Here is a 16,727-nt window from a genome sequence, read left to right as displayed (position 1 = left end):
CCATTCTTATAAAGAAACAGAGTGTATAGAAAAACACGCAAGGGTCAAATTCGGGGTCAGAGCACTTTTTTCTCTAAATTCGGGGTCAGAGCACTTTTTGCGGCAAGGACCCGCGCGCAATTGAGATTCATCATTCCCCATCCGCCCTGCTTCGATATGGTCATGCCTTCTCATGCACCCACGATCCCATGGCACGACGACCACGCCTGGTACTGCCCGCGGTACCGCTCCACATCATCCAGCGCGGGAACAATCGCACTTCCTGCTTCAGCTGCGAGGCCGATTACCTCGTCTATCTCACCCTTGCCCGGCAATACGCCGCCGAGTCCGCATGCCAGGTGCATGCCTATGTCCTGATGACCAATCACGTGCACCTGTTGCTGTCATCGGGAAGCAAGACCGGGCCAAGCGTGCTCATGCGGCGCCTCGGCCAGCACTATGTCCAGTATTTCAACCGGCGGCATGCGCGTACCGGTACCTTGTGGGAAGGCAGGTTCCGCTCGTGCCTGGTCGAGGATGAACGCTACCTGCTGGTCTGCCAGCGCTATATCGAGCTGAATCCGGTGCGGGCGGGCATGGCCGGCGATCCGGCGCACTACCGGTGGTCGAGCTATCGGGCCAATGCGCTCGGCGCGGAAGACAATCTGGTCACGCCGCACCTGATCTACACGGGCCTCGGCATGCATGAAGGAGAACGGCGCGCCGCCTACCGCGACCTGTTCAGGGAAGCGATGCCTGAACATCTGCTGGCCCAGATCCGGCAGGCCGGCAAGGCCAATGCGGTGCTCGGGGCGCAGGATTTTGTCGATGACATCGCCCGGAAAATCGGCCGTCCCGGCGGCATCGGCGTGCGCGGGCGGCCGAAAGTGAGGTCAGGCACTTGATCGAAAAAGTGCTCTGACCCCGAATTTGTGCCGAAAAGTGCTCTGACCCCGAATTTCTGACCCCGAAGGTCAGGCGGCGTCGTGGAAGATGATGCCGAGGGTGTGGCGGTGGCCGCTGCGGATGCGGCTGATGCCGTGGCGCATGTTGACGCGGTAGAGGCCGCGGGTGCCGCTGACTGGGCGGGTGTGGACCGGGAACACGACGGCATCGCCATGGGCCAGCGGTACGACCTCGGCGCGCGACTGCATGCGCGGGCGATGTTCGGTGAGGACGAATTCGCCGCCGCTGAAATCCTCGCCCGGACGCGAGAGCAGCACCGCCACCTGCAGCGGGAACACGTGCTCGCCGTACAGGTCCTGGTGCAGGCAGTTGTAGTCGCCGGGGCCGTACTGCAGCAGCAATGGGGTCGGCCTGGCCTGACCGGCGGCGCGGCAGCGCTCCAGATAGCGTACGTGCTCCAGCGGATAGCGCCCGTCCAGCCCGAGCGCCGCCTGCCAGCGGTTGGCGATGCGCGCCAGCGGCGGATACAGCGCGCCGCGCAGCGCCGCCAGGTCGGGCGGCAACGGGTACGAGAAATACTGGTACTCGCCGCGTCCGAAGCCGTGGCGCTCCATCACGACCCGGCTGCGGAACATGTCCGGCTGCGCGTAAGCCGCCGCGTAGGCGGCGCACTGGCCGGCATCCAGCAGCGCCGGCAGTACCGCGCAGCCATAGGCGTCCAGCTCGGCGCCGGCACGGTCCCAATCGATATCCTTCATTCACTGCTCTCCCGTTCGAGCAGCGCACGCTTGCGCTCCACACCCCAGCGATAGCCGGAAATCGATCCGTCGTTGCGCACCACGCGATGGCAGGGAACGGCGATCGCCACCGGATTCGCGGCGCAGGCCCCGGCCACGGCGCGCGCTCCCTGCGGCATGCCGAGTTGCGCGGCCAGTTCGGCATAGCCCACCGTGCGGCCGGCCGGGATCGCGCGCAGTGCCTGCCAGACGCGCTGCTGGAAGGCGGTGCCGCGCAGGTCCAGCGGCAGGTCGAGGCCGATGCGCGGCGCTTCGACGAACGCCACCACCTGCGCCACCGTCGCTTCGAATGCCGCTTCGGCGCCGATCAGTTCGGCCTTCGGGAAACGGTCCTGCAGGTCGCGCACCAGCACATCCGGATCGTCGCCCAGCAGGATCGAGCAGATGCCCTTGCCGGTGGCGGCAACCAGCAGCGCTCCCAGCGAGCATTGCGCCACGGCGAAGCGGATCCGCTCCCCGCCGCCGCCCGCACGCCAGCGGCCCGGGGTCATGCCCAGCACGCCGGGCGTGGCCGCGTAGAAGCGGCCGCTCGAATTGAAGCCTGCGTCATACGCCGCCTCGGTCGCGGTGGCGGCCTGCGCCAGTCCGCGTTTGAGTCGTTCGGCGCGGCGCGCCGCCGCATAGGCCTTCGGCGTGATCCCGGTATGCGCCTTGAACACGCGGTGAAAGTGAAAGCGGCTCATGCCGCTGGCCTCGGCCAGGCTGGCCAGGTCAGGTTCGTCTTCCGCGGCGTCGATCAGGCGGCAGGCCTGCGCCACCGCCTGCGCCTGGCGCTCGGCCAGCGGCGGCTGGTCCGGCTTGCAGCGCAGGCAGGGCCGGAAGCCGGCCGCTTCGGCGGCTTCACGGGTGGCGTGAAAGGCGACGTTGGCGCGCTTGGCGGGGCGCGACGGGCAGGACGGCAGGCAGTAGACGCCGGTGCTGCGCACCGAGTAATAGAAGATGCCGTCGGCTTCGCGCGCGCGCTGCTGCACCGCGGCCCAGCGCTCCGCGTCGGTGTCGAAAGCCAGTTTGTCCATGATAATCTCCATGCTCCACGAGTCGAATGCCATCATCGTATCGGCATGGCCAAGGCGGCGTCATCCCGGGTCTTGCTTTCAAATCGCAGTGCTAGAATGTGGCGTCACTCGGCAAGCGGCACAAGACACACCTGAATCCCGGAGAGTAGTTTGGACGAACAGTTCGCGCAAGACGCCACCCCCATTTTTCAGCGCATCAAGGATTACCTGATGGGCGAGATCGCCTCCGGCCGCTGGAAGGAAGGCGACCTGGTGCCGTCCGAGCAGGCGCTGGTGCGCCAGTTCGGCGTCTCGCGCATGACCGTCAACCGCGCGGTGCGCGAGCTGACCGCCGAACAGGTACTGACCCGGCGCCAGGGCGCGGGCACCTTCGTCGCGCCGCAAAAATACCAGGCCACGCTGGTCGAGATCCGCAACATCGCCGACGAGGTGCGCGCCCGCGGACACGCCCACACCAGCCGCCCGCTGCTGCTGGAGCAGGCGCCCGCCGGCGAGGCGCTGGCCCTGCAGTTCGAACTGGAACCGGGTACGCCGCTGTTCCACTCCGTGATCGTGCACCACGAGAACGGCCAGCCGATCCAGATCGAGGACCGCTGGGTCAACCCGGCCTGCGCCCCCGCCTACCTGGACCAGGACTATACGCGCGTCACCCCGAACGAACACCTGATGGTGGCCGCGCCCCTGCAGGATGCGACCTACAGCATCGAAGCGCTGCCGGCGCCGCGCGAGGTGGCCGAGATGCTGGACGTCGACGCCGGCAGCGCCTGCCTGGTGCTGCGGCGCCGCACCACGTCGCAGGGCCGGGTGGCGACGGTGGCGACCATGTGGCATCCGGGCCAGCTGTACAAGTTTACCGGCAGCGTCACCTGAAGCTTGCCGCTTGTACCACGCCGCAAAATAATTCCGCCGGCCCCATGTACAGACGGCGACATCGTCGGCAATAATAGGTTCAGGTCGATCCGCCGTCCGCCAGCCTGGCAAGGGCTAAAACTGTGGCGCGCTTGCAGTGCGCCACAACGTGTTAAGATTTTGTACAAAGCTTGCGAACACGTTTCAGGAAAATCGGTTATTATTTCAGCTAACCCCCGCCTGACACCTCCTTGCAGCACTTCCACTATTGAATATTGCACACAGTGTCTCCACCATTGTGCGTTCAGGCGTTAATTGACCTACCTCTCACTGAGGAAAACATGAGCGAAAACATCAAACACATTAGCGATGCATCTTTCGAAACCGACGTGCTGAAGTCCGAGCGCCCGGTCCTGGTCGACTTCTGGGCCGAGTGGTGCGGCCCCTGCAAGATGATCGCCCCGATCCTCGAAGAAGTCGCTAAGGAATATGACGGCAAGCTCCTGATCGCGAAGATGGACGTCGATGCGAACCAGGCCGTGCCGGCCAAGTTCGGCATCCGTGGCATCCCGACCCTGATCCTGTTCAAGAATGGCGTGGCGGCGGCCCAGAAGGTCGGCGCAATGGCAAAAGGCCAACTGACTGCTTTCATCGATAGCAACATCTGATACCATAGCCGGCGGCAGCGCGCCCGCACTGCCGCCATTCCGGTCCGGGAAGGCCATCGACTCCGATGCTTCTCTTTTAATCAACCCACGTAGTTCCCTCCCCTACCTTTACTTTCCCGTCACGGGACACCCGACACATGCACTTATCTGAACTGAAGGCAATGCACGTCTCCGCCCTTCTGGAGATGGCGATCAGCCTGGATATCGACAACGCAGCCCGCCTGCGCAAACAAGAACTGATGTTCGCGATCCTCAAGAAGCGCGCGAAACAAGGCGAACAGATTTTCGGCGACGGCGCGCTCGAGGTGCTGCCGGACGGTTTCGGTTTCCTGCGTTCGCCCGATGCGAGCTACATGGCGTCGACCGACGACATCTACATCTCGCCGTCGCAGATCCGCCGCTTCAACCTGCATACGGGTGACTCGATCGAAGGGGAAGTGCGTACGCCGAAGGATGGCGAGCGTTATTTTGCGCTGGTGAAGGTGGACAAGGTCAACGGCGAATCGCCGGAAGCCTCCAAGCACCGCATCCTGTTCGAGAACCTGACGCCGCTGCACCCGAACGAGCCGCTGCGCCTGGAGCGCGACATGAACGGCCAGGAAAACATCACCGGCCGCATCATCGACCTGATCGCCCCGATCGGCAAGGGCCAGCGTGGCCTGCTGGTGGCATCGCCGAAATCCGGCAAGTCGGTCATCCTGCAACACATCGCCCACGCGATCACCGCGAATCACCCGGACGTCACCCTGATCGTCCTGCTGATCGACGAACGTCCCGAGGAAGTGACCGAGATGCAGCGTTCGGTGCGCGGCGAAGTGGTTGCCTCGACCTTCGACGAACCGGCCACCCGCCACGTGCAGGTCGCCGAGATGGTGCTGGAAAAGGCCAAGCGCCTGGTCGAAATGAAGAAGGACGTCGTGATCCTGCTGGACTCGATCACCCGCCTGGCGCGCGCCTACAACACGGTGATCCCGGCCTCGGGCAAGGTGCTCACCGGTGGTGTCGACGCCAACGCCCTGCAGCGTCCGAAGCGTTTCTTCGGCGCCGCCCGTAACGTCGAGGAAGGCGGTTCGCTGACCATCGTCGCCACCGCGCTGATCGAAACCGGTTCGCGCATGGACGACGTGATCTACGAAGAATTCAAGGGTACCGGCAACATGGAAGTGCACCTCGAGCGCCGCCTGGCCGAGAAGCGCGTCTACCCGGCGATCAACCTGAACAAATCGGGCACCCGCCGCGAAGAACTGCTGATCAAGCCGGACCAGCTGCAGAAGATCTGGATCCTGCGCAAGCTGCTGTACTCGATGGACGAGATCGAGGCGATGGAGTTCATCCTCGACAAGATGCGCGCAACCAAGAACAATGTCGAGTTCTTCGACATGATGCGTCGCGGCGGCTGATCCCTGCCGTTTGAGATAACGGGATCCACGGAAAAGGCGAGTCGAACTCGCCTTTTCTGCTTTATGCGCCACGATTCGTTCAGATCCTCAAAACGGACATCCATGGCGAATCCTCACGCCTGAGCAAGTGGATGGCGGCAGCCACCATCACCATGGTCATCGGTTTCGGCGGCATGATCCTGACCATGATGTCGCGCCTGCCCCATGCCTGAACCCTGGAAGGTTGCCTCGTGGCTCCGGCTGACATATAATCTCCGGTTCATTACCACCCATGGCAAGTGATCGGCAATCGGGTCAAGAAGCAGCGCGACCGACGAAGTGCCTTTTGGCTACCAACTTAACCGAGGCAAAACATGAAAACCGATATCCATCCGGATTACCGCGAAGTCGTCTTCCACGACCTGTCCTGCGATTTCAAATTCATCACCCGTTCGACCATCAACACCCGCGAAACCATCGATTTCGAAGGCAAGCAATACCCGCTGGTCAAGATCGAGGTGTCGGCTGAATCGCACCCGTTCTTCACCGGTAAGCACAAGATCGTCGACACCGCTGGCCGCGTCGAGAAATTCCGCCAGAAGTTCGGTTCGGTCGGCTCGAAGACCAGCGTCGCCAACGGCTAATTCCCCGGCGAGCGCACTGTCAGGAGGCCTTCGGGTCTCCAAGAAGGAAGCCCTGGGGCTTCCTTTTTTTTTGCCGCTATACTAGCGCGACATTATTCCAGCACATCACGCAACACTATCGATGAAACCAGTCCGCCTCCCAGCCGCCGCCACCCTCGCGCTGCCACGATGGGCCCTGTATGCACTTGGGCTGTTATACATCCTGCCGGGCCTGATCGGGCGCGATCCCTGGAAGGACGACGCCGCCAGCTTCGGCATCATGTGGACCATGGCGCACGGCGGTTTCAAGGACTGGTTGCTGCCGAATATCGCCGGCCTGCCCTCGCCCGAGGAAGGTCCGCTGGCCTTCTGGCTGGGCGCGCTGTGCATCAAGCTGTTCGGCTGGCTGGTGGGCGACGTGCTGGCGGCGCGCCTGTCGACCATCGGCATCTTCGTGCTCGGCACCGTCTCGCTGTGGCAGACCGCGTTCCGCCTGGGCCGGCGCGCGGAAGCCCAGCCCCTGCGCCTGGCCTTCGGCGGCCAGCCCGAACCCGACGACTATGGCCGCACCCTGGCCGACACCGCCGTCCTGATCTACCTGGGTTGCCTGGGCCTGCTGCTGCAAAGCCATGAAACCCTGGCCGTGACCCTGCAGGGCTCGCTGCTGGCCTGGTTCCTCTACCGTTCGGTGCGCTATATCGAGGATCCGTCCCGCCGCAACGCGGCCCTGACCGGCCTGGTGCTGGGCGCGCTGGCACTGACCCGCGGCGTCGCCTCCCCCATCGTGCTGCTGGGCGCGCTGCTCCTGTGCACCCGCCTGTTGAAACTGCCCGCCCGTCCCGTGCTGCGCAACCTGGGCCTGGCCACTGGCTCGGCCGTGCTGGTGATGCTGGTCTGGATCCTGCCCGCGATGCTGGTGCAACCCTATGGCCTGTCGCCGGTGAGCGAATGGCTGGTCTGGAACGCTGGCCAGCTGAGCGTGCCGAGCTGGCATTCGATCGGCGCCTTCTTCCGCGTCGGCATCTGGTTCTGCTGGCCGGCCTGGCCCTTCGCCGCCTGGGCCGCCTGGGCCTGGCGCCGCCAGCACGGCATGCTGCACATCATCCTGCCGACCTGCTTCGTCGGCCTGCTGGCGCTGTTGGTGCTGTGCGATCCGGTGCCGGAAAACGGCGACCTGCTCAAGCTGCTGCCGCCGATGGCCCTGATGGCCGCCTTCGGCCTGCCGACCATGAAACGCGGCACCATCAATGCGATCGACTGGTTCTCGGTGATGGTCCTGAGCCTGCTGGGCGGCTTCGTCTGGCTGTTCTGGGTCGCCAAGCTGACCGGCTGGCCGGCCCAGCTCGCAAAGAACGCGCTGAAACTGGTGCCCGGCTTCAAGCCGGAATTCGGCATCGTCGCCTTCATCGTCGCCGCCGCCGCCACGGTCGGCTGGTTCCTGCTGGTGCACTGGCGCCTGTCGCGCCAGCCTTCGGTGCTGTGGCGCGCCGTGGTGCTGTCGTCCGGCGGCCTGATCCTGCTGTGGGTGCTGCTGATGACCCTGTTCATGCCGGACCTGAACTACGCCAGGAGCTACGCCAGCGTCGGCCAGCAGATCGCGGCACGCCTGCCGGCGAATGCCGACTGCATCGACACCAACGTCGGTCCGGCCCAGCGCGCCTCCTTCGCCTACTTCGGCCACCTGCCCTTCGCCGGTGTCGAGGGCGGCAAGTGCAGCTACCTGCTACTGCAGGAAAGCCTCAGGAAGCCCGCCGACGGCGCGCATGCGGATGCGAACCGCCAGAGCGTGCTCCAGACCGGCGACGGTCCGCGCGGCGGCCAGATCGTGCTGGACGACTTCCGCCCGCGCGACTGGACCCTGCTGTGGGAAGGCCGCCGGCCCTCCGACCGCACCGAGCGCTTCCGCCTGTATCAGCGGCGTTGAAACGAGAAAGCCACCTGAGCAGGTGGCTTTTTCGTATCCGCGATCCCTTCGCGTCATTCAGATCCTGATCGGCACCAGCTTGCGCCGCGCCGCCACGCCGAGCAGGCCCAGGCCGGCCAGCAGCATGCCCCAGGTCTGCGGTTCCGGTACCGGCGACACCGTCAAATCGCCGCCGAAGGCGCCGCCACCGGCTCCCAGCACCTTCCCGTCGACCTTCAGCGCGTAGTAGCCGCTATTCAGGCCATACGCCGTCAGCGACCAGGAATCGGTTGGATGCGAGCCGAAGCCGGTGTCGTTGATGCCGGCGATTGCCGTGCCGAGGATCGCCATGGTCGCCGGATCGTAGCGGTACAGGCTGAAGCCGGTGATCAAGAGGTCCTTGGTCTGCGGGGTGTTCAGGTAGGACGAGGTCAGGGAGGAAGCGGCATCGAAAGGCGTGCCGATGTTGAAGGTGAAGATATCGGTGAAGGCATTGCCGACGGTCGAGGCCGCGAAGGTATCGCCGAAATGCGCGTTGAAGCCGCCCACGCCGTCGCCCGCTGTCACTAGCGGAGCGGTCCGGTCGATCGCCTGGGCGGCGGCGCCCTGGGAGGCACACGCCGCGCCCGCGATGAGGGCGCTCAGAACGAGAGATTTCAGTTTCATGATAGTTCCTGAGATAAGTTGTCGGGACATACTATCCAGGGTACGGCGTACTGACACCGATCCTTGATAGCAGCTTAAGTTCGGTCCAACCTGTCAACTGTTAGATTGCGCACAAATCTCAGCCGTTTTCTGCCGGAAATTGGCATTGTTTGACTACGAATTTCCGTAACGAAAACACTTCATTTCCGGCAAGAGCCCACTTGAGAAAAATCAATTCCTCCTTGGCTTACATTATCAGAATGGTGGATGTGCCCGCTATCCGGCGGCATCGCCAGCCAAGGAGCCATCATGAAAAGCGTGACGTTTTCCGATATCGTGCGCGTCCCGGAACAGGCGCGCCGCACCTCCTCCTCCCTGGGTTCGCCGCAACGCCTGGCGTGGCTGGCGCTGACGCTGGCGCTGGGCCTGCCGGCGCTGATGTATGCGTTCTGGCAACTGGATCCGGGCGCGCCGCTGGCCTATATCGTGCTGCCGATCCTCGCCGGCGGCCTGCTGCCGACGCTGACCATGATGCCGGGCCGTTTCGAGGTCACGACCCGTTTCGAAGCCTGCCACCTGGTCTGCACGCTGGACGATGCCCTGGGCCGGCTCGGCTATGCGCCGGCCGAACGCATCCCCGGCGCCGTGCGTTACCGCACGCGTGGCGGCAAGGAAATCGCCGTGACCGTGCGCGCGCATGCGCTCGAGGTCACGGGGCCGGTGCCGGCGCTGCGTGCGCTGCGCCAGCAGATGACGCGTTGACGGTCCGCGCCCGCTCAGACTTTCATCGGCAGGATCACCATTTGTAATCCCTCGAGGTGCAGGCGGCGCTGGACGGCGAGCGCCGCCTGGTTGTGCAGCAGCCGGGTGAACCAGTTGTCCCGTGCGAAGATCAGCTTGCTGGTGAAAAAGATCGTATTCGGGTACTCGCGATTGATCTGCTCGCACATGCGCGTGATCTCATCCACCGCGTCGGTGCCGAAGCCGATATAGGACGCCGACGCCATCCCGTGGCTCTGGCAGAAATCGACGAAGTATTCCAGCGTCTCCGCCGCATCCTCCCGCATCTTTTCGAGCGCGCCCTCGCCGCCGTAGGCATGCGCATCGACCGTGCGCGCGTTCACGAACAGGAAGTTCTTGAAGTGGCCCGGGAACATGCGCAACACCCACAGCAGCGCATGCAGGCCGCCGCCGCGCGAGTTACCGACGATGAAGACCGCGGTCTGCGCTTCCGGATCCGGCTCGACCGACTCCTTCTCGGGCCCAAAGGGCTGGTCCGCGAACACCTGGTCGACCGAGCTGATCGCGCGCTTGGTCTCGCGGTAGTGGTTGCGGATGACGACGCACAGGCCGGCGATAGCGGCGATGATCAGCACCGTGGCCCAGCCCCCCTGCGTAAAGCGCTCGACCAGCAGGATCGCCAGGATGCCGGCGCAGATCACGAATCCGCCAAGGGACAACAGGAAGCGCCGCACCCAGCGCACGTTGTCCGTGTCCTTGCGGTGGCGCCACCAGTACAGGCACAGGCCGAACAGCGAAATCGCGAAGGTCAGGAACACCGACAGCGAATACAGCACCACCAGCAAGGCGACCTGGCCGCCGGTCCAGAACAGGATCGCCAGCGCGGCGATGCCCATCACCAGGATCCCGTTCTCCTTCACCAGGCGGGTCGACAGATAGCGAAACTGGTGCGGCACCCAGGAGTCCGACGCCATGTTCGACAGCACCGAGGGACCGCCCAGGAAGCCGGTATTCGCGGCGACGAACAGCAGCCCGGCCTCGAAGGCCAGCGCCACGGCCAGCAGCACGTGATTCAGCATCTCGCTGTGCATGCCCATGTTGCCGATGATGTGGCGGAAGGTGGTGGCGTTCAGGGTTTCGCCGGCCACCGGCCGCACCTCCCACAGCAGGTAGAGCAGGATGATGCCGCCGGCGGTCACGGCCAGCGACACCGCCATGTAGAACATCGTGATCTTCCCGGTGCGCACGCGCGGCTCGGCCAGCAGGTTGACGTTGTTCGATACCGCCTCCAGGCCCGTATAGGTACCGCCGCCCTGCGAATACGCCAGCAGCAGCATCCCGGCCACGCCGGCCCAGCCGATGCTGCCCGCCAGTTCGCGCGTCTCGCCCAGGGTATTCGGCACCAGCGCCGGTAGGTGCGACGCATGCGCGACGATGCCGTACACGATCAGCACCAGGTGGGTGGCGACGAAGCCGAGGAAGATCGGCAGCAGGATCTGGATCGCCTCCTTCAGGCCGCGCAGGTTCATCACGATCAGCAGGCCGATGAAGAAGGCCTCGGCCCACAATTTATAGTCCTGGAAGCCGAGCGGCAAAAAGGACGCAAGCGCATCGACCCCGGAGGCGATCGAGATCGCGATGGTCAACACGTAGTCGAGGACCAGCGCGCAGCCCGAGACCAGGCCAAGATAAGGCCCGACCAGCTTGGTGGCGACGCGGTAGCCCCCGCCCCCGGTCGGGAACAGCTCGATCACCTGGTTGTAGGCGAGTGCGATGACGAAGACGGTGACCGCGGTGGCCACCGCCAGGTAGAGGCCGAGGTGGGTATGAGCGCCCAGCGCACGGAAGGTCTCTTCGGGACCGTAGGCGGACGAGGACAGGCCGTCCGCACCCAATCCGACCCAGGCCAGGAAGGCGACCAGCGCCATCGAATGGCGGGTCTCGCTCTGCATCGGATCGAGCGCCTTGCCGAGGATAATCTCGCGTATCTTCTTATTCTTCATTATGCGCACCGCACTGCCGGCGGTCGTTTCTCAAGGTAGGCGAGATCATACGCCTGAACCGTGCGCACGGGCACTGGTCTTTTTGGCATCGCATGTGCTAAGATGCGCGCCTGCGCTTGCAGCCTCTGTGGCGGAATTGGTAGACGCACTTGACTCAAAATCAAGCGCCGAAAGGCGTGCCGGTTCGATTCCGGCCGGAGGCACCACGTACTCATCCGTAGTAATCCAGTAAAGTCCATGAAACCGCGTTTCTCCCTCTGGGGACGCGGTTTTTTTGTGCGCCGACGTTTGAGCTCGTCCATCACCAGCCCGCGTTTTTGGATCCATATTTTCGCTTATGGAGAAAAAACGCCTCACGTCATGGATCCAAAATGCCCAAGATCTGCACACCGCTGACTGACACCGCTATCCGCAACGCCAAGCCAAGGGAGAAGACCTACACCCTGGGTGATGGCGAAGGCATGTACCTTGAGGTCATGCCGAATGGGACAAAATTCTGGCGCATGGCCTACCGGCAGCCGAACGGCAGGAAAAACCGACTGACCTTCGGTAAGTATCCCGTCGTGTCCCTCGCCGAGGCGCGCACCAGGCGACTGGCGGCGCGCAGGTTGCTGGACCAAGGCATCGACCCTGGAAGGGCCAAGCGCGAAGAAAAGGAGGCCAGTGCAACGGCGGCGCAACATACCTTTGAAGCGGTCGCCCGCGCATGGCTCGCCAAGACCAAGGCAAGCCGCGCCACCAGCACGCAGGAGAAGAATACCGCTTGGCTCGAAGGGAACATCTTCCCGGTCATCGGCTCCCTCCCCATCTCCACCATCAAGCCCAAGGACGTGCTTTCTGCGCTTCGACGGATCGAGGCGCGAGGGGCGATCGAATCGGCGCACAAGATCAAGCAGCTATGCGGTCAGGTATTTCGGTTCGCGGTCGCCAGCGGACTAGCCGACCGTGACGTCACCGTGGACCTGCGCGGCGCGCTGTCCGCTGTCCCGGAAGCGCACTACCCTGCGATCACCGAGCCGGCGCAAGCTGCGAAACTTCTCCGCGCGATCGATGCGTACAACGGGCATGCCTACGCCACTTTCGCGCTCAAGCTTGCGCCGCTCGTATTTGTTCGCCCTGGAGAGCTGCGCACCGCCGAGTGGTCCGAGATCGACCTCGGTGCGGCCGAATGGCGCATCCCTGGCACCAAGATGAAGATGGGGCAGGATCACATCGTGCCGCTGGCGACGCAAGCCGTCACGCTGCTACGTGAGCTCCATGCGATGACAGGGCACGGCAAGTTCGTGTTCCCCAGCGTTCGCACCAGTACACGCTGCATGAGTGAGAACACGGTCAACGCGGCCTTGCGTGGCATGGGCTATGGCAAGGATGTGATGACCGGTCACGGCTTTCGTGCAATGGCGCGCACGATCATGGATGAAGTGCTGGGGGAGCGGGTGGATTTGATTGAGCATCAGCTTGCGCATGCCGTCAAGGATCCAAACGGGCGCGCGTATAACCGGACGGCGCATTTGCCTGCGCGGCGATTGATGATGCAGCGCTGGGCGGACTACCTTGATTCAATAAAACACAGCGACATGAGGGATTCTCGCTGACTAACAAATGCCAGATGTGTTCATTACAGCAGCTGGACGAAGCAGCAAAACGAGCTGTCAATTTTTCACGCATGTTTTTTCCATTCCATTCTTACCGCTTCGATGCCGCAGAATCTGAGCCAGGGTTATAAGTGCCCACACCGAGACCACCACGGCTTAGATGAAGCCGAAGGCTGCAGCTGACTCAACGTAGGCGGGCGCATGTGAGAGCCATTTTGCTATAGCCGCCTTGAGCGTATCTCCGAAATTGCATTGGAAGATCAGCGTATAAATTACCGCTGGGGGGAGCGCGACCACAATCCAGCCCGCTGTTACCTTACTGCTGGGTCATTTCCGATATCCGCGTGCGGAGGGGCGTCCCCTATGGCGTATTGAGCAGTTATGGCACGGACGCACCGCTTAGATAAAAAATGGTAATTTTCTGCACCGTGCACCGCCGCCCTATAGACAAGCATGTATTGTCTATAGGGCGTGCGAGACTATTATCGGTCAACACGATGCTACGAATTGGAAAGGCAACGCAATCATCTTGGACTCCTTCGAACGCGTGATATGCGGCCTCACAGCTGCACTGAATGGACAATATCCTCGACCTTGGATGACGAGTATGCTTTCTCCTGTACAGGCGAAAGTTTTTATTGTCGGTTACAATCCTGCCAAGGCATACCCTGCCGCGTCCGTACAACACGAACGGCATGTCGATGCACTGTTCAATAGAAATGGGGAGACTTGCCGCGGATTCTATAATGAGGTCACCAAGGAATCGCCGACGCGGAGCAACATTGATATGCTCGCCGCCAAGCTAGCTCGTGTGGGCGTCGAGTCTGTCTTAGAGACAAATATAGTCTGCTATGCTACCCCGAAAAAGAAAGACCTTAATTTGCCGGAACATATAGGGGGCAAAGCCCATGGGCTTACGATCTTTCACACAATTCTGCGTGAGATCGCGCCGAAATCTATCATCATCCACGGCAAGGGCGTGCGTGATGAGTTCAACAGGACGTTTCCTGACGAACCAATGCTGCCGCCCCCGCCTGATCGGCCCGGTATCTTTCCCCAAGTTGAGCTCTCCACTGGCACGAAAGCCTTTGTTATCCCGTCGCTCGCACTGCCGGGCTATCAAAATTGGCCTCCTGGCAACTCCTTTTGCAACTGGTCCGATGTTTATCTGGATGAGCTTGCCATCGAAGTTGCCGCTGTTTGCCGTAGCTAACGCCGAATCGCCACGCGCCCGCCTACTTGCGCCGCAGAGCATTCACGCAGTTTCCCGCAGCGCAAGTTGGATTCATCCGTGCCCTGTCCTCGTACGGCGCAGCAAAGATGTGCCGACAATAGACACACTTGAGGTCGCGGCGGATCACCTGCACGGCAAGGTCTCGCGGGATACTCCACTTTGCAGCGGTGCGAATCAAGATGGCGTAGTCCGTCTTGTATTCGGCGCATGCTTGATTGGTGGTGTCGCTTGTCATCGTCGGCGTTTTCCTTCACATCGCGGCAAGGGTTACTAGGCTCTGCTTTACTACATGCAGTGGAGTGCCCGCTCGCATCATTGCAGGGCTTACGCCGGATATGGTGTCGAACGATGTACGGTATCATTGCCATGCTTCCAGAACCCGGTACTGTTGGTCATAGAGTACCCAGATGAGTAAGTCCCAATCATAGTTGCTCGCTTTGGGTACTTTCGTGATCGTAGAACCTGGTTTCCCGCTAGGTCGGCAGGCTTTGACTTGATACCTTTTGCCCCGGTAAGTAAAGTCAGATCCTCTGGTTACGGCCGTCCGACCGACGCAATCAGCCGCGAACGATTCATCGCTGTGCCTACTATCTGTGCAGCATCATATTCAGAAAGCGTCGACGTTATTGACGGCGCCACTCCAAAGCGGCGCTCCCACTCAAGCGCAGTCCGTACAAGCTTGTCGCGCAGTGTCGTAAATTCATCCACAGTTGGTTTTCCTCGATCAAAAGTAACCGGGATCGCCCTTCGGGCTCCCTTGCGCTTCAAGGTTCCAGCGGACCAGCGGGATACTGTGAAGCAGGTCAATCAGAGGCTGATTTTGAAACACAATCGGACCAGGAAGAACGAAGCGGACCGTGTAGTGCATTCCTTGCTTCGACTCCCTATCCAGCTCAATCTTGAGCGCGTCGATCTTCCGAAATTTCATGAATACGTATTTTTCGGACAGGATGAAGTGTCGAGGCGTTCGCTCAGCGCCTTAATTCCATCGATAAGATATTATATTTTGAGGTACCAATGAGGGTCGTATTTGACGAGATCACTTTCGACCATACCGTCCATATAAATGTCGATATATTTTTCTCGCAGCTTGTAGAAAAAATCAAATTTGTTAGCCGCGACTTCCTTCTTCACTAGCTCTGACATCGCCAGCAAGTTATCTTTTAATCTCGGCAAGCTCTTCATCTCATTCCATGCCTTATCACTTGATGCGCTGTTGAGGAACGGATTTTCCATACCGGACGACTCGAAAATCTCCATTTCTTCCCCGCCAAATTGTCGATGTGCAAAGCAGTAAGTGAAGATTTTCTTAGCCTCATCTTCCGTAGGTATAACTTTTGAAAATGCGAGCGTGAGAGCACTGATATACAGAGCACTGACATAACAATACGAGCACCCATAAGCAGGGAAATCACGGTCTACTCGGTCGAATTGTTGGGCAAGAACATCAGCGACTTGCGTCCTCAGGCGTTTTATCTCAACTTGCCGCGCTCTAGTGTAAAGCCCGATAATCGTCTTACCGTATTGTTCGTACACATCCAGTGTGGCGAAGTCAATGTCGCTTTTTGCCAGCTCGCGTCGAGCTTGCTTGACGACGTCCGGATGCTCCATGATCTCCTTCGAGAATTCAAGAGGAACGCCAGCATCTGCAGCATATACCCTTGCCCGCAACAAGGTGCCTTCTACTGCGCCGCCAAACATTGATTTCACAACTGTCCAGACAATGAATGCGACAAAGGCCACGCCAATAAGTTCGAACACTATAGCTCCATTCTTTTCCAAATACTTGGGCTATTGTTCCATATGCCCAGCTAGCGATATGAAACGATCAAACTTCACTAGAAATTTATACTTCGTTTCAATCAACGTAACTGCTTTTTTGTTCTTTGGGCATTGAACCATAAATTTTGCATTAACGCCGCTCGAAACAAAAGCCTGGCTTGAGAATTCACTAAAGGAATGAATTGATCCGCACGCACATTCATACGGTGCGCCATTGTAAATGGAGAAATCCCGTGGTTTCGTGATGGGTATACCTGCGACTAGTTTGAATTCTTCCCTCGTCAATTTTTTCATTTATAAGTCCTATTAACTTGCTACACAAATTCAATTCAGATATCAATCGACCACGAACGATCTTGCAAGCCGGAGAACCTAAGTTATTCGCACACGTATATTCAGCGCTTCAGTGTACGATGTTGTTGCCAAACTTGCAAGTAAGCATTTTCGCCGTTATGAATTAGCTGTCCAGTCCCGTTTGATCGTAAACGCGTTTGACGAATAATTCTGGGCGCTTCTGCTGCCATTCCTTGAGTGCGAGGATAGGCGTTTTATTGTCGATGGCGCGTTGTGGAATGTGGTGGTTGTACAGCTTCAAGTAGTTCAGCAA

General features: G+C 60.9%; 15 protein-coding genes, 1 tRNA gene and 1 pseudogene. 10 read left to right on the top strand and 7 right to left on the bottom strand.

Annotated elements, in window-relative coordinates; genetic code table 11:
• Positions 1-188 precede the first annotated feature (188 nt).
• Positions 189-884 carry a transposase gene (locus AB4Z32_RS26210; RefSeq protein WP_442124781.1) on the top strand — a complete coding sequence of 232 codons (696 nt, stop codon included), beginning with the start codon at positions 189-191 and terminating at the stop codon, positions 882-884.
• A gap of 69 nt (positions 885-953) precedes the next feature.
• On the opposite strand, the gene AB4Z32_RS26205 is transcribed toward AB4Z32_RS26210, so the two are convergent.
• Positions 954-1,643: a 2OG-Fe(II) oxygenase gene (locus AB4Z32_RS26205; protein WP_442124780.1), complete on the bottom strand. Its 690-nt coding sequence runs from the start codon at positions 1,641-1,643 to the stop codon at positions 954-956.
• Positions 1,640-2,698, bottom strand: coding sequence for a bifunctional DNA-binding transcriptional regulator/O6-methylguanine-DNA methyltransferase Ada (gene ada, locus AB4Z32_RS26200; RefSeq protein WP_442124779.1), 1,059 nt, complete (start codon positions 2,696-2,698; stop codon positions 1,640-1,642). The genes AB4Z32_RS26205 and ada overlap by 4 nt, the downstream gene beginning before the upstream one ends.
• A gap of 150 nt (positions 2,699-2,848) precedes the next feature.
• Between ada and hutC the strand changes: the two genes are divergently transcribed.
• The 5 genes from hutC (at position 2,849) to AB4Z32_RS26175 (ending at position 8,141) form a co-directional block, all read left to right on the top strand.
• Positions 2,849-3,568 (top strand): histidine utilization repressor, encoded by a 720-nt coding sequence (gene hutC, locus AB4Z32_RS26195; RefSeq protein WP_442124778.1) that lies wholly within the window; start codon positions 2,849-2,851, stop codon positions 3,566-3,568.
• Between the two features lie 320 nt (positions 3,569-3,888).
• The gene (trxA, locus tag AB4Z32_RS26190; protein ID WP_036236119.1) at positions 3,889-4,215 is read left to right on the top strand and encodes a thioredoxin TrxA; all 327 of its coding nucleotides are present in this window, start codon (positions 3,889-3,891) and stop codon (positions 4,213-4,215) included.
• A gap of 137 nt (positions 4,216-4,352) precedes the next feature.
• A complete protein-coding gene (rho, locus tag AB4Z32_RS26185) occupies positions 4,353-5,615 on the top strand; it encodes a transcription termination factor Rho (protein ID WP_442124777.1) in 1,263 nt (420 codons plus the stop codon).
• A 353-nt stretch (positions 5,616-5,968) separates the two neighbouring features.
• The gene (locus AB4Z32_RS26180; protein WP_379776300.1) at positions 5,969-6,238 is read left to right on the top strand and encodes a type B 50S ribosomal protein L31; all 270 of its coding nucleotides are present in this window, start codon (positions 5,969-5,971) and stop codon (positions 6,236-6,238) included.
• A 121-nt stretch (positions 6,239-6,359) separates the two neighbouring features.
• Positions 6,360-8,141, top strand: coding sequence for an ArnT family glycosyltransferase (locus AB4Z32_RS26175; RefSeq protein WP_442124776.1), 1,782 nt, complete (start codon positions 6,360-6,362; stop codon positions 8,139-8,141).
• 57 nt (positions 8,142-8,198) lie between these two features.
• Here AB4Z32_RS26175 and AB4Z32_RS26170 read toward each other — a convergent pair whose 3' ends face one another.
• On the bottom strand, positions 8,199-8,786 hold the full coding sequence (locus tag AB4Z32_RS26170; protein WP_442124775.1) for an FxDxF family PEP-CTERM protein: 588 nt from the start codon (positions 8,784-8,786) through the stop codon (positions 8,199-8,201).
• 288 nt (positions 8,787-9,074) lie between these two features.
• On the opposite strand from AB4Z32_RS26170, the gene AB4Z32_RS26165 reads away from it, so the two are divergent.
• Positions 9,075-9,527: a hypothetical protein gene (locus tag AB4Z32_RS26165; RefSeq protein ID WP_442124774.1), complete on the top strand. Its 453-nt coding sequence runs from the start codon at positions 9,075-9,077 to the stop codon at positions 9,525-9,527.
• A gap of 14 nt (positions 9,528-9,541) precedes the next feature.
• Here the strand turns inward: AB4Z32_RS26165 and AB4Z32_RS26160 are convergent, their stop codons facing one another.
• Positions 9,542-11,509 (bottom strand): APC family permease, encoded by a 1,968-nt coding sequence (locus AB4Z32_RS26160; RefSeq protein ID WP_442124773.1) that lies wholly within the window; start codon positions 11,507-11,509, stop codon positions 9,542-9,544.
• A 121-nt stretch (positions 11,510-11,630) separates the two neighbouring features.
• On the opposite strand from AB4Z32_RS26160, the gene AB4Z32_RS26155 reads away from it, so the two are divergent.
• The 3 genes from AB4Z32_RS26155 (at position 11,631) to AB4Z32_RS26145 (ending at position 14,317) form a co-directional block, all read left to right on the top strand.
• A tRNA-Leu gene (locus AB4Z32_RS26155) sits at positions 11,631-11,715 on the top strand.
• A gap of 165 nt (positions 11,716-11,880) precedes the next feature.
• Entirely contained in the window at positions 11,881-13,104 is a 1,224-nt protein-coding gene (locus AB4Z32_RS26150) for a tyrosine-type recombinase/integrase (RefSeq protein WP_442124772.1), read from the top strand.
• 607 nt (positions 13,105-13,711) lie between these two features.
• A complete protein-coding gene (locus AB4Z32_RS26145; RefSeq protein ID WP_442124771.1) occupies positions 13,712-14,317 on the top strand; it encodes a hypothetical protein in 606 nt (201 codons plus the stop codon).
• Between the two features lie 745 nt (positions 14,318-15,062).
• Here AB4Z32_RS26145 and AB4Z32_RS26140 read toward each other — a convergent pair.
• From AB4Z32_RS26140 to AB4Z32_RS26130, 3 genes and pseudogenes are all read right to left on the bottom strand, one after another.
• A complete protein-coding gene (locus AB4Z32_RS26140) occupies positions 15,063-15,266 on the bottom strand; it encodes a hypothetical protein (RefSeq protein ID WP_442124770.1) in 204 nt (67 codons plus the stop codon).
• Positions 15,267-15,337: 71 nt separating this feature from the next.
• On the bottom strand, positions 15,338-16,099 hold the full coding sequence (locus AB4Z32_RS26135; RefSeq protein ID WP_442124769.1) for a hypothetical protein: 762 nt from the start codon (positions 16,097-16,099) through the stop codon (positions 15,338-15,340).
• A 478-nt stretch (positions 16,100-16,577) separates the two neighbouring features.
• Positions 16,578-16,727 (bottom strand): annotated as a pseudogene (locus AB4Z32_RS26130) (IS481 family transposase); the annotation flags it as partial.

This window comes from Massilia sp. 2TAF26, from assembly GCF_052115005.1.
GTDB lineage: Bacteria > Pseudomonadota > Gammaproteobacteria > Burkholderiales > Burkholderiaceae_D > Telluria.
The sequence above is the reverse complement of the archived record's forward strand: the minus strand, read 5'-3'. Positions and strand labels throughout refer to the sequence as shown.